Genomic DNA, 12,855 nt, shown 5'->3' on the forward strand with positions numbered 1-12,855 from the left:
ATCAGCCATGAAATTACCAATTTTAAGTAAATCATTTTCGCCAGAAAGGTAAATGTGTGCTAGGAAATTCATGTGATTACTTTAAAGATTTATAGCATGAAATTTTACGTTCATTTCTATTTTGTAGGCTTCAATTCTTATATTTGTCAGCAATTTAAAATTTAAAATTCAATTTATAAAATATAAATCAATGACTTTAATAAAATCAATATCAGGAATTCGAGGTACAATAGGCGGAAATGTAGGGGATAACCTAACTCCTGTTGATGCTGTAAAATTTGCATCGGCTTATGGAACTTGGTTAAAAAGCTACAGTAAGAAAGATAAAATCACGGTAGTTGTAGGACGTGATGCTCGTATATCTGGACCAATGATTCATAATTTGGTAGTAAACACCTTGATTGGTTTGGGTATTGATGTGATTGATTTAGGACTTTCAACTACTCCAACAGTTGAAGTTGCTGTACCACTTGAAAAAGCTGAGGGCGGAATAATATTAACGGCATCGCATAATCCAAAACAGTGGAATGCTTTAAAATTATTGAACGAAAAAGGGGAGTTTTTAAATGGTGAAGAGGGACTTAAAATTCTTGAAATTGCGGAAAGCGAAGGTTTTAATTTTTCGGATGTTGATGATTTAGGAACTATCACAATTAATGATGCCTACATGGATATTCACATTGACGAGGTTTTAAACTTACCATTAGTAGATATTGAAGCTGTGAAAGCAGCAAAATTTAAAGTTGTTGTTGATGGAGTAAATTCATCAGGTGGAATTATTATTCCTAGATTATTAGAATTAATGGGCGTTGAAGTGGTAGAGCTTTACTGTGAACCAAACGGTCATTTCCCTCATAATCCAGAGCCTTTGAAAGAACATTTAACCGATATTTCGGAATTAGTGGTAAAAGAAAAAGCACATTTAGGAATCGTTGTGGATCCAGATGTAGATCGTTTGGCATTCATTTGTGAAGATGGCGAAATGTTTGGCGAAGAATACACTTTAGTTGCTTGTGCCGATTATGTTTTGAGTAAAACTCCAGGAAATACAGTATCTAATATGTCATCGTCTCGTGCTTTACGCGATGTTACAAACGCACATAACGGAAATTACGAAGCCAGTGCCGTAGGTGAGGTAAATGTAGTAGAATTGATGAAAAAAAATAATGCAGTTATTGGTGGTGAAGGAAACGGTGGAATTATCTACCCTGAGCTTCATTACGGACGTGATAGTTTGGTAGGAGTAGCTTTGTTTTTGACGCATTTGGCAAACAAAAAAATGACGGTTTCGGCATTGCGTGCTTCGTATCCGGAATATTACATGAGCAAAAATAAAATTGAATTGACACCGCAAATTGATGTAGATGCTATTCTTGTTGCCATGACCGAAAAGTACAAGAACGAAGATATTACTACTATTGATGGTGTTAAAATTGATTTTGTCGAAAATTGGGTTCACCTAAGAAAATCAAATACAGAGCCTATTATTCGTATTTATACCGAAGCAGCCTCTCAAGAGCTAGCAGATCAATTAGCACTTAGAATTATTGATGAAATTAAAGCAGTTGCTGGTATTTAATGAATAGAATTTTTAAACCCTTTTGTATTTTTCAAAAGGGTTTTTTAAAAATAATACAATTGTAAGTCTAAAGAGGTGTTTTTTTCGTAGATGATACATAGTTTGAAAAGGGTTTTCGATTTTTCTGTTGTATTATAAAGACGAATTGTAAAACGAAATAAAAAAGATTTAAAATTTATATTTATGAAAAAAATTTCCGCACTTCTGGTTTTGTGTTCATTTCTATTTGTTGCTTCTTGTTCAAGTGATGAAAATAATTCTAGTCCTGATGCTGTTACAGTTGATAAAAATTTGAACAAACAGCAAACCGGTAGCTCTGCAAATGATTTATTATCAGATAGAAAATTTAAAAGTTTGGTGATTGAAGTGGTTTATGTAAATGGTTTTGAGCCTAGTGCCGCTGCCATTACTAATTTTGTCAATTTTTTGAGCGCAAGAACGTTTAAGCCAGCTGGCATTACTGTTGTAAAACGTGGAATTCCTTCACCAGGAACGGCACCATATTCAAACGAAGAAATAGTTAGTATTGAGGATGCTAATAGAACTAGATACAATTCAGCTGACCAAATTGCGGTGTGGGCTTTTTTTGCAGATGGAAAATCAGATAAAGATGCTGGAAATTCATTTGTTCTAGGAACGGCTTATCGCAATACTTCATTTGTGATTTATGAACAAACTGTTCATGGATTGAGTGACAGTGCATTTGAACCCAACAGAAGCGCGCTGGAAACCACAGTAATCACTCATGAGTTTGGACATGTTTTAGGTTTGACAAATTTTGGAACTGCAATGCAAAGCAATCATGAAGATGCAGAACATCCAAAACATTGTAACAATAAATCATGTCTGATGTATTGGTCATTTGAATTGAGTGCAGGTATAGGCAGTATGGGTTCTTCAAGTACTATACCGCAACTAGACTCCCAATGTATTGCGGACCTTCGTGCCAATGGAGGAAGATAGAGGCAAATAATTTATTTTCTTTAATTTTTAAGAATTCGAAGCATAATTATGATTCATAAGTACACTTTTTCTGAATTTTTGAGGTAATGTTAAATTCACGGAAAATTACTTCCAATCGAATGTAGTGTTATATTTAAAAGAACTGGAGCACAACATAAAATTTAATAATGAAAGAAATAATACTAAAAACAATCATCTGTTCTTTTGCTTTTTTATTTGTTTCTTGTGAAAACTTGAATACACAAATTGAACAATATCCCAAAAAAAATGCGTCTGAAAGAGTTCCTGTTTTTTCTATAGATTGGTCGGCAAACTTGAAAACTAAAAATCTATATTACACTAATGCTAGTATAATTTTAACAGACACTTTTTCGAATAAGCAATCAATCTGTTTACGTAAAAATAAGTTTATAGCTAAATTAATTAACCCAAAATCTAAAGATTTTGTTTTATTTGATTTAGATTCTAAGATAAATGAGAATATAAAAATTGAAATTAATTATTTGAATTCAAAAAAGAATTTCAACTGTATTCTTAAGGATAAAATTATTACTAAAGAAAAACTTGAAGTATATATTTTTAGAATTAAAGATTGGGGAAGATATTCAGAAAGTTTAGTTCTAGATTTAATTGTTTTAGTAACTAAAAAATATGGTCTAATTGGTTCATATTACACCGACAATGATTTAGAAGCAGAAAAAATAATGATTGCACATGCTGGAGATTTATTAAATGAATATGTAGATTACTCAAAAGTGGAATTAGCGACTTTAAAATAAACATCATACGTTACAAGCAATTTGGGTATTAGGCTTAATAGAAAATTGGTTTTGTATTTGGAAATTTGGCAAATCCGAATAATGGGATTAATTTAGTACAAAACTGCTTTTAGCGCGGGGACGATATGAATTGAAAATGACTTAATTTAAATAAATCAAAGCTGTTAGGGATTTCAATTTTAGTTTTTACAATAAAACCTATATCTTTGATGTAAATTAAGAGTGCCATGAATGTAGTAGCAACTAAAACGGAGTTAGAACTTTATTTTGATCAATTTAGAAATCATATTATTGGTTTAAACCAAGAATTTGAATCACCTTACGGGAAACAAAAAATTGTCTACACTGATTGGACCGCAAGCGGAAGGTTATACCGACCAATTGAAGAAAAATTAATGAATGAATTTGGCCCTTTTGTGGCCAATACACATACCGAAACCACCATTTCAGGGACTGCCATGACAAAGGCGTATCACAAAGCACGTCACATCATCAAACATCATGTGAATGCTAATGCAGATGATGTTCTTATTACCGATGGAACCGGAATGACAGGTGTGGTGAACAAATTTCAAAGAATTTTAGGTTTAAAGGTTCCTGAAAACCTAAAGAATTTCATCACGATTCCTGCCGAAAAAAAGCCGATTGTTTTTATTTCGCACATGGAACATCATTCAAACCAAACGTCTTGGTTAGAAACAATTGCCGATGTTGAGGTAATTCCAGCTACTGAGGATGGACTTTTTAGTTTAGAAAATCTAGAAAAATTATTAGATAAATATAAAGAAAGACCTTTTAAAATTGCATCCATCACTTCATGCTCTAATGTTACGGGTATCAAAACGCCTTATCATGCGGTAGCAAAAATGATGCATCAACATAACGGACTCTGTTTTGTTGATTTTGCTTGTTCGGGTCCTTACGTAAAGATAGATATGCACCCGGAAGATCAAGAGTCTTATTTAGATGCTATTTTCTTTTCTCCGCATAAGTTTTTAGGAGGTCCTGGAACTTGTGGGATCTTAGTTTTTAATAAAAAATTGTATCAAAATGTTGTACCAGATAACCCTGGTGGGGGAACTGTAAGTTGGACAAATCCATGGGGAGAACACAAATATATCGATAATATTGAGGATCGAGAAGATGGGGGAACTCCAGGTTTTTTACAAGTTATAAAAACAGCATTAGCCATACAGCTCAAAGAACAAATGGGCGTAGATCAAATTTTGAAAAGAGAACACGAAATTGTAGAATATATTTTTTCATCATTAGGATTAATTCCAAATATTAAAATTTTAGCAGCTCAACATCAAGATAGACTGGGTGTTATTTCTTTTTTTATTGAAGACCTGCATTTTAATTTAGGTGTGAAATTATTAAATGATAAATTCGGGATACAAACGCGTGGAGGGTGCAGTTGTGCGGGAACATACGGGCATTTTTTACTGCATGTTGACCAAGAGACTTCAAATAAATTGATAGACGAAATTTCGCTTGGTGATTTAATTAGAAAACCAGGCTGGATCAGGATGTCTGTGCATCCTACTACTACCACAGCTGAAATTGAATATGTGTGTAACGGAATCAAAGCGTTAGCTGAAAATCATGCAACATGGTCCTTAGATTACCAATACAATCCAGTTTCTAATGAGTTTGTTCATAAAGAAGCTCAGCCACTAGAGGATGAACTAGTAAAAAGTTGGTTTTCTTAATAAATTTCACAATTGCTATTTGTAAAAAAAACAAAGGTTAAATCAAAAAAGACTGAAAACGGAAAATAGAGACCGTTACAATTACCTTCTATGTTTCCATCGTTTATGAGTCCAGAAATAAAATTCAGGAGCCTCTTGAATTTGTTTCTCAACCTCTTTGATGTAAGCTTCTGTAATTTTAAAATCAGGGGCAGATTTTGCGTTTTCACTCAATGGAACAATGGTCATTTCGTAATACCCGCGTTTTACTTTTTTTACCTTAGCAAATACCACATTCATATCGTATTTTTTAGCCAGCATTTCAGGTCCCGTGTGAACGGGAACTTCAACACCCATAAAACTTTGCCAGTGAAATATTCTATCTATTTTAGGGGATTGATCGCTAGCTAAGCCATATATGCACTGAATATTATTACGGTAGTTGTCAGCAATTAACGAGATAGTTTTGTTGGTGGGGACTAATTCGGTGTTATATTTAGATCTGATGTTACGTACTAGTTTATCAAAATGTTGATTTGCTAATTTTTTATAAACACCAACACCTTTTAGCGATATTTTTTGATTAAAAGAAAGCAACCACTCCCAACTGGCATAATGGGACGCAATAAGCATAACACTTTTTTCTTTTTTTTCTAATTCGGTCATTACTTCAAGGTTAGTCACAACAAAACGCTTGTTCATTTCTGCTGATGAAATAGTCATTGTTTTGATCATTTCTAGAAACATATCACACAAATGATGATATGATTTTTTTTCAATAAGTAAACGTTCTTCTTGGCTAAAATGTGGCAAAGCCAATGCAATATTGGCACGAACTACTTTTTTTCGGTACCTAATAATGTAATATACCACAAAGTAAACCCCATCAGAAATACCATAAAGTAGGGGAAAAGGTAAAATAGATATGAACCAAAGAAACGGATACGCTATTATAAAAACGAGTAACTGCATGCAGATTTTTTTTTGACAAATATAACTTAATTTTGATTGTGTATATAATTTCCCTTACACATGGATCAGTATTTTGAGAATTACTATCTTTACCCATCACAAAAAATACGGAATATGAATACTGTTTTATTAGCATTAATAATTGTTAATGTATTGTTTAGTTACAAAGGATTTAACGACTTGTCTTTTTTTAGAAAATACGAATTTCATGTAGGAAGCATCAAAGCTGGAGAGCAAATCCGAATGATTACCTCTGGTTTTTTGCATGCAGATATGATGCATTTATTTTTTAATATGTTTACCCTGTGGATGTTTGCACCAGTAGTATTAGGGCAACTGGGTAATTTTTCATTTTTATTGATCTATTTTGGCAGCCTTATTTTTGGGAGTTTGCTTACTATGGTTTTTCACAACAATGACTATGGGTATAGAGCAGTTGGCGCATCAGGGGCAGTTACAGGAATCTTATATTCGGCTATTTTATTACAACCTAATATGATGTTAGGAATATTTTTTATAATTCCAATGCCTGCCTATATTTTTGGGATCTTGTATTTATTGTACTCTATTTATGGTATGCGTGCTAAGAATGATAACATTGGCCACACGGCACATTTTGGTGGAGCTGTAGGCGGATATCTAATTACTTTAATAAAACAACCCACTATGTTTGTAGATAATACGATGATGGTCATTGTTTTAGCAATTCCTATTGTGGCTCTTTTTATAATGGTAAAGCTAGGTAAGTTATAATGGCATAACTTTTGGAAAGTATAATATGATAAACTTAAATTTTATAAAAATGAAAAAAGCAATTGTTGCATTCAGCCTATTTTTTATCTCTATGTCTTATGGTCAAGAAGTAAAACCAACACCTCAAATCAATGTAAATGGTGAGGGGAAAGTAAAGGTCATCCCAGATCAAGCTACTATTAATGTTTCGGTTGAAACCAAAGGGAATGTAGCTAAGGATGTTAAAAAAGGAAATGATGAAAAAATTGATGCTGTAATCAAGTTTATAAAAAAAATGAACATACCGGCAGGGGATTTCAAAATGCAACGCGTAGCTTTGAATCCGCAGTATGATTATGAGAAAAAGAAACACAGCTACAATGCAGTTCAAACAATTGAAATTGTTATAAGAGATTTATCAAAGTATGATGAATTGATGGAAGGTTTAGTAGAACAAGGAATTAATAGAATTGATGCAGTAGTATTTCAATCCTCGAAGTTAGCGCAATATCAATCAGAGGCAAGAAAGCTTGCTATGAAAGACGCCAAATTAAAAGCAGAAGATTATGTATCGGTTTTAGGACAAAAAGTAGGGAAGGCACTTGTAATTTCTGACAATTCTCAAACTTATTATCCACAGCCTATGTATGCTGCTATGAAAAGCGTAGAACGCATGGATGCTAGTGAACCGAGAGAAACTTTAGCAATAGGAGAAATAAATATTACAGCTAATGTTTCTGTGAATTTTATATTGGAATAAAAGGCATATACTTTTAAAAAAAATCGGAACTAAAATAGTTCCGATTTTTTTTGTGATAGATTTAACGATTTACTTTCACTCAAAGTTTTTAAATATTTGATGGTGCTAATTGTCTTCTCTTCCAGAATTCAGACTGAGGCCAGCGTTGATCTTGCCTATAAAAATAAGACTTATGTTTGAGGTAATAATCCCAAATTTGATTCATTTGTTGCGTGTAGATTTCTTGAAATACTGCCTCTTGCGCCTTGTTTGTCTCTTCAATTATTTGATATTTCTGCAGGAGATCTGTAAGCTGTAGTGCACTCGCCATTGCGTTAAACATGCCTTGGGAAGAAAGTGGATCAAAACTTACCGCAGCATCGCCAAGTGCTGCCCATTGCTTTCCTGTTACTTCAAGAAGCTTACTAGAATTTGCAGCCACCGTACCATGAAATTGTATGGGTTGCTTATTTTTCGAAAGAATACTAGCCATCTGTTTATTGCCTTTTGCCAATTTTAAAAAAGAATCTGCACTTTTTATTTGAGTTCGTTCTATTAAATCAGCATCGGTTTGAAATGCAATAACTCTTTTATTATTGGGTAGGGGTGCACTGTACCACCAGCCTTCCTCACATGATGAAATAGTGCTCATTGTAATTGTTTCGTGATTCTCTACTATTGCCCAAGTAGCTACAAGTTTGTCAATGATGTCGCGTTTGACACCTAACGTTCGAGCAAAATGGGATTGTCGACCACTAGCGTCTATAACAAATTTTGCAGTTATGCATGATTCAATAGGTTCTGGTGTCGTTTCGGAGGTTTTGATGTCAATAGTCCACAGATCATTATCATAAGCAGCAGTTTGAAGTTTATGACCAAAAAAACAGTTTATGCCACGTTGCTCAGCATTGGATCGTAAATAGACTTCAAATTCCTTTCGGTTCAATTGCCAGCCAAAACCATCTGGATTGCGCAAATGATCTACAATAGTACTTGTTTCACTACCCCAGTACGATTGTGTTCCTGTGTTTTGTTGTTGTATTTGTTGGTTAGCAGGATAAGTTTTGTTTTCTAAACCTTCTAATAAATCCAGCTGTTTTAAAATGCGTCGTGCGGCAGGTGGCAAACATTCGCCAATACGATCAACTGGTTGTGCTGCTTTGTCAATTAAAGCGACTGTATACTTTTTAGATAAAGCGATGGCTGCAGTACAACCTGCAATGCCACCGCCTATAATAGCAATATCTACTTTTGTAGCCAATTTTTTATTCATTGGTAAAATGCTTTTGTACAATTATTTTGGTGAATAACGTCTGAAACGGTTCCCTTTGTCTGTGCCTGCTAAGCTTATTTTATTGTTACTAGGATGCTTAGCTTTGGTCAATTTAGAAGCTTTTGAAGTGAGTAAATTTAGTAATTTTTGTACACTTGGCGTAGCGGCAAAATCATCAGACAACTCGTTTTCAACTAAAGCAATCAATTGATCTTTTGCCTTAGATAATACGTCTTGTTCTGTAAACAATTCTTTATTTGATAATTCTGTTGCTGCGGCCTTAAGTGTATCCTGAACACCTTTACTAAATGATTTTTTGCTTTTTAAGATATTTTCTAAATCCTTGATAGCTTCTTTAAGTAAAGTGGCTTCTTGCTCCGGAGAAGGTGTAATACCTACTTGCATTTCAGGTGGGAAATTCTCATTGTTTAGGACTCCTTTTCTAGGTTGTACAACCGCCAGTTTGTCAAAGTATTTTACCATACTATTAATTTGATTCGTGTAGGTTGGATCCTGGCCTTCAAGCGGTAAATCGTCTAACCACATTTTACGGAAAGCAAAGGCTTGCTTGCGTGTTTCTTCGGCATTGTTGTCATTTATTACTTCCTTGTAACGCTCTTCGTCTAAAATATTATTGGGTACACGAGCCGGCCAAAATGTAGGAATATAAGGGTCGTACGAAGAGGTGTATCCATCTCTACAACTAGCAGTGTCCGTTTGCCAAGGGATTGCCATCCAGCGACTAATTCCACCAGCGACTTGCCCGCCTAATAAAGGTCCTTTGGCTAAGGTAAATACATCGCTGTTCATCATAGGACCATAATAACTGCTGTCAACCAAAGGTGTTTTTGGAGCATGAAGTAATCTAAACGGTGCAGAGTACATGCCAGCAGTTCGCATAGGCCATGTCATTTCGCATCCTGGATGAAAAGCATCTGCCAAACAAAATTCCATTGCGGCTTTAGTCATCATATCTGGCTGTTCGGCAACGGGTAATTTATCTAAAGTTATAGGTTCAGGTACATGTGGACAACCCGTCATGTCTATGTAATCAGCATCAAAATCTCCTTTGACCCATTGGTCTATAAAAGACAATTGTAAATCTGATAAAACAGAGTTTTGTCTCATAGAACCTACTGATGGAATACTAATAGCATCGCCATAAAGCCAAGGCCATAATTGAGGTGCTTCTGCTCCAGAGGTGCCGTATCTTCTAAAACTATTTGAAATCGTACGTCGCATTTCGATATTGGCTGAAGAAGGATCGTTTAATCTTACTTTCCATTTAGAGGTGGTGTAGTCAAATTGTCCGCCCCAACCAAAAGCTGCTGCAAAGGCTGCGTTGACCCATTGTAAATTTGTCATTCGTTCAAAAATGGGCAAGATGTCCTTAGTAAATGAAGGTCGAACTGGGCGTGGCATCATACCTGAACTTACCGCTACATCCCGCATTAAATCCCACATGGTTCTTACTGATTTTTGCATAGGAGCATAATCAGGTGGCGCACAAACAACCCAAGCTGGATCTACTTTAAGTGCCACACCATTATATTCTACTTCAGCAGTAACAGGTCCGTCTGAGATGTCATCATACCAGCCTTCGTTATTGGCAAAAGTTATGGCAATATCTCCTTTTAAATTTTCAGAAACTCCGTGGCCACCTAGCATAAGTAAACGTCCTTTTTCATCAGTGCGCATTTCGCCTAGATATACTGGTTTTTCTTGAAATTTACCTACAAACTGATGTCCTTTGGTTACATTTGGTTTGTTTATTGTTTGTAAACCACCATCAATAATGAGTGAGTTTCTATCTTTTACATCAATATTTCTAAGTAATGAAGGTGGCGCATCAGCAGCATCTGGAATGTCCAGCGCAATTTGGAATTGGTACCAAGAAGCCTTTTGATTAGCTAAATGGGAATGCCAGACAATTTTAGAATTCTCAGCGGTTAATTCCTTGATGGCTTTGCCTGCTGAATTGAAACCATATATTCTAAATTGTGCGGCTTGTCGTTTTAGGGCTCCAGTAGCATCGCGGTACGCATTATCGCTAAACATTGGTACAGGCTCTGAAACCAATGGGCCAATAAAGTACTCGTTTTCACTATTTCCTACACGCGTAACACCTATAGGCGGATAGATTCCAGCTTTGACAATGCAATCACTATTTTCGTCCACATTGCCTTTGAAAGGGCGGTTAACTTTCTCTGGTTCTTGAGTCGATTGTCCGTTTGCTTGATGACGAACCTCAGAACTAGCGGCATAAACTACTTTTCGAACCGCTGCAATAGAACCCAGTGGTTCGTGCTCTTTTAGTGTGCGGAAAATATTAAACGAAAGATTTGTGCCAAATTCAGGTTGACCAATAGCACAAACGTCCTGTTCTGGGAAATAGAGTTCTGCAATAGCTATATACGGACTTTCTTCTGTGCTCCAAACGGCTTGCGCATCGTCTAGAGGCATGGTTTTATCGTTTGTACGTAACTGAATCTCAAAACGAAATTTTGCTGATTTAGTTCGGAGGCGTTGCTGTAAGTCGAGTGCTAAATAATTATTATCGTCAAAAGGTGCTCCCTGATAGGTATCTTCAGGAACTAGGCGGTATTTTACAATTTGTTGTTCTCCTAATTTGAAAGGAAGAATTGCCCAATATGTCGCACTCAAACAGCTGGCTTCTTCTTTGTTCATGGCGTTAAGAATGGACGCCAGTTTTGGATGTTTATTGATGTACGAATCGTAATCTTTGTCGATAACTCCAGCGGTAGTAAAACTGCACATTTGTTGTGCATCACGAGCAAAAAAACGATCTATGTTTTGGAAAATGAAATCAGCGTTAGTTCCTGTACCCAAAAGTTTAGGACCATCAACGCCAAAAAGCTTTAAGCCAATACCTATGGTAGAATGTAAGTCTGGTGAAGAAGGGCTGGTATCGCTAGAGAAACGAACAACACATTCGTATGAGTTACCTGCAAAAATACCGATTTTATATTTTGGATCAATATCTTTATTTATTGTAAAAGTTCCGTAACCAATGCCGTGTTGTTTTCGAAAAACAGGACGTTCAGCTGGTTGCTGACCGCTTTCGATACGGGTTTTTTGTCCAAGTTCGACAAACATTTCCTCTAGTCGTTGCGTCACTATTTTTATGTTGCCATCACTATCCCAACATGCAACATTATTTGCTGTAGGTTTTGTTTTTAATAAAGCTGATTTTTTTTCAGCAGGATTTGTTGCGTTTGGTTTTTCTGGTTTGTTTGCTTTTTTAGCCATAAAGTGTTTGTTTAGTTTTTTGTATACCAAAGTAAGTAATTTTTGTTTGTCAATCCTTACGTATAAATACTTGATTTTTCACAAAAGAGAATAAGTTGTCTAATGCTATGATAATAGATCAGTGCTTAATTGTAGTTTAAAAATGAGATAACACAGTTGTCTTAAAAATTATTATTCAATTGATTTATCTTAATTAGTTTCAAAAATTTTTTTAATAATGACATCTTTTATTTTAGCTTATTACAGCGTTCATTTTAAGGAATGGACATGTTATGGTTTTTGTAAAGTTTTTTTAATCCATAATTTTTTTAAATCATACTTCATTGATAGAGTAGTCAATGATTCTTTTTAAGCTAAATTGCAATGTTCAGGGCTTGTTAATGTAATTTTTTTATCAATATATTATTCATAAGAAAATTACATTAAAAAGGATAAAATATTTTGGTAAAAAATAATGTTATGGTTATTTTGTTGAAGGATTCCGAATGATTTTACAAATCCGAAGAATAGGCATAATTTAATCTCAAACTCGCTGTAGTTTCGCAACGTTAAGAATTAAATTATTAAGAGTTCTTTAATTTAGGGTATAAAAAAAATCGGTTTAGAATTTCTAAACCGATTTTTATTTATATCAACTAGTATATGTCTAAATAGGAAGTGATTTTAATTCACTAAGCGTTTTTTTTGCTAATTCTATCTTATCAATAAAAATATCTTTACCTTTTAGAGAAGCAGCAACAGCAGTAATCTTTTCTTTTGTCTTATCAGACATAGAAATAACTTTAGAAGCTTTTACAGTTGTTTTTGTACTTTCCATAATTGTCTTTTTTTTAGTATTTAATTAAATAACAAGTACT

At 34.6% G+C, this 12,855-nt stretch carries 11 protein-coding genes; 6 read left to right on the forward strand and 5 right to left on the reverse strand.

The features are described 5' to 3' along the window. Positions 1-72, reverse strand: a 72-nt coding sequence (locus AC061E_RS15685; RefSeq protein WP_478287112.1) for an ACP phosphodiesterase, incomplete at its 3' end; no start/stop codon positions are given. Positions 73-190: 118 nt separating this feature from the next. Here AC061E_RS15685 and glmM point away from each other — a divergent pair. From glmM to AC061E_RS15705, 4 genes are all read left to right on the forward strand, one after another. After that, the gene (gene glmM / locus AC061E_RS15690; RefSeq protein WP_478287089.1) at positions 191-1,579 is read left to right on the forward strand and encodes a phosphoglucosamine mutase; all 1,389 of its coding nucleotides are present in this window, start codon (positions 191-193) and stop codon (positions 1,577-1,579) included. Between the two features lie 183 nt (positions 1,580-1,762). Further along, the gene (locus AC061E_RS15695) at positions 1,763-2,542 is read left to right on the forward strand and encodes a zinc metalloprotease (protein ID WP_478287090.1); all 780 of its coding nucleotides are present in this window, start codon (positions 1,763-1,765) and stop codon (positions 2,540-2,542) included. Between the two features lie 167 nt (positions 2,543-2,709). Then, the gene (locus tag AC061E_RS15700) at positions 2,710-3,321 is read left to right on the forward strand and encodes a hypothetical protein (protein ID WP_478287091.1); all 612 of its coding nucleotides are present in this window, start codon (positions 2,710-2,712) and stop codon (positions 3,319-3,321) included. A 227-nt stretch (positions 3,322-3,548) separates the two neighbouring features. Next, complete coding sequence (locus tag AC061E_RS15705) at positions 3,549-5,033, forward strand: aminotransferase class V-fold PLP-dependent enzyme (RefSeq protein WP_478287092.1); 1,485 nt, start codon at positions 3,549-3,551, stop codon at positions 5,031-5,033. Between the two features lie 81 nt (positions 5,034-5,114). Here the strand turns inward: AC061E_RS15705 and AC061E_RS15710 are convergent, their stop codons facing one another. Next, on the reverse strand, positions 5,115-5,984 hold the full coding sequence (locus tag AC061E_RS15710; RefSeq protein WP_478287093.1) for a lysophospholipid acyltransferase family protein: 870 nt from the start codon (positions 5,982-5,984) through the stop codon (positions 5,115-5,117). 114 nt (positions 5,985-6,098) lie between these two features. On the opposite strand from AC061E_RS15710, the gene AC061E_RS15715 reads away from it, so the two are divergent. Further along, positions 6,099-6,737 carry a rhomboid family intramembrane serine protease gene (locus AC061E_RS15715; protein ID WP_478287094.1) on the forward strand — a complete coding sequence of 213 codons (639 nt, stop codon included), beginning with the start codon at positions 6,099-6,101 and terminating at the stop codon, positions 6,735-6,737. Between the two features lie 49 nt (positions 6,738-6,786). Beyond that, positions 6,787-7,476, forward strand: coding sequence for an SIMPL domain-containing protein (locus AC061E_RS15720; protein WP_478287095.1), 690 nt, complete (start codon positions 6,787-6,789; stop codon positions 7,474-7,476). A gap of 88 nt (positions 7,477-7,564) precedes the next feature. Here the strand turns inward: AC061E_RS15720 and AC061E_RS15725 are convergent, their stop codons facing one another. The 3 genes from AC061E_RS15725 to AC061E_RS15735 all read right to left on the reverse strand — a co-directional run bounded on the left by AC061E_RS15725 (position 7,565) and on the right by AC061E_RS15735 (position 12,815). Beyond that, positions 7,565-8,728, reverse strand: coding sequence for an FAD-dependent oxidoreductase (locus AC061E_RS15725; protein WP_478287096.1), 1,164 nt, complete (start codon positions 8,726-8,728; stop codon positions 7,565-7,567). Positions 8,729-8,749: 21 nt separating this feature from the next. After that, a complete protein-coding gene (locus tag AC061E_RS15730) occupies positions 8,750-11,998 on the reverse strand; it encodes a LodA/GoxA family CTQ-dependent oxidase (RefSeq protein WP_478287097.1) in 3,249 nt (1,082 codons plus the stop codon). A gap of 646 nt (positions 11,999-12,644) precedes the next feature. Beyond that, the gene (locus AC061E_RS15735) at positions 12,645-12,815 is read right to left on the reverse strand and encodes a hypothetical protein (protein ID WP_478287098.1); all 171 of its coding nucleotides are present in this window, start codon (positions 12,813-12,815) and stop codon (positions 12,645-12,647) included. Between the last annotated feature and the right edge of the window lie 40 nt (positions 12,816-12,855).

The sequence above is a fragment of the Flavobacterium sp. GNP011 genome (assembly GCF_056428925.1).

What these genes read in the sequence shown, in the direction of transcription:
- AC061E_RS15735 (WP_478287098.1), bottom strand. Translation starts at nt 12,815, where the DNA reads ATGGAAAGTACAAAAACAACTGTAAAAGCTTCTAAAGTTATTTCTATG.
- AC061E_RS15705 (WP_478287092.1), top strand. Translation starts at nt 3,549, where the DNA reads ATGAATGTAGTAGCAACTAAAACGGAGTTAGAACTTTATTTTGATCAA.
- AC061E_RS15715 (WP_478287094.1), top strand. Translation starts at nt 6,099, where the DNA reads ATGAATACTGTTTTATTAGCATTAATAATTGTTAATGTATTGTTTAGT.
- glmM (WP_478287089.1), top strand. Translation starts at nt 191, where the DNA reads ATGACTTTAATAAAATCAATATCAGGAATTCGAGGTACAATAGGCGGA.
- AC061E_RS15710 (WP_478287093.1), bottom strand. Translation starts at nt 5,984, where the DNA reads ATGCAGTTACTCGTTTTTATAATAGCGTATCCGTTTCTTTGGTTCATA.
- AC061E_RS15720 (WP_478287095.1), top strand. Translation starts at nt 6,787, where the DNA reads ATGAAAAAAGCAATTGTTGCATTCAGCCTATTTTTTATCTCTATGTCT.
- AC061E_RS15730 (WP_478287097.1), bottom strand. Translation starts at nt 11,998, where the DNA reads ATGGCTAAAAAAGCAAACAAACCAGAAAAACCAAACGCAACAAATCCT.
- AC061E_RS15725 (WP_478287096.1), bottom strand. Translation starts at nt 8,728, where the DNA reads ATGAATAAAAAATTGGCTACAAAAGTAGATATTGCTATTATAGGCGGT.
- AC061E_RS15695 (WP_478287090.1), top strand. Translation starts at nt 1,763, where the DNA reads ATGAAAAAAATTTCCGCACTTCTGGTTTTGTGTTCATTTCTATTTGTT.
- AC061E_RS15700 (WP_478287091.1), top strand. Translation starts at nt 2,710, where the DNA reads ATGAAAGAAATAATACTAAAAACAATCATCTGTTCTTTTGCTTTTTTA.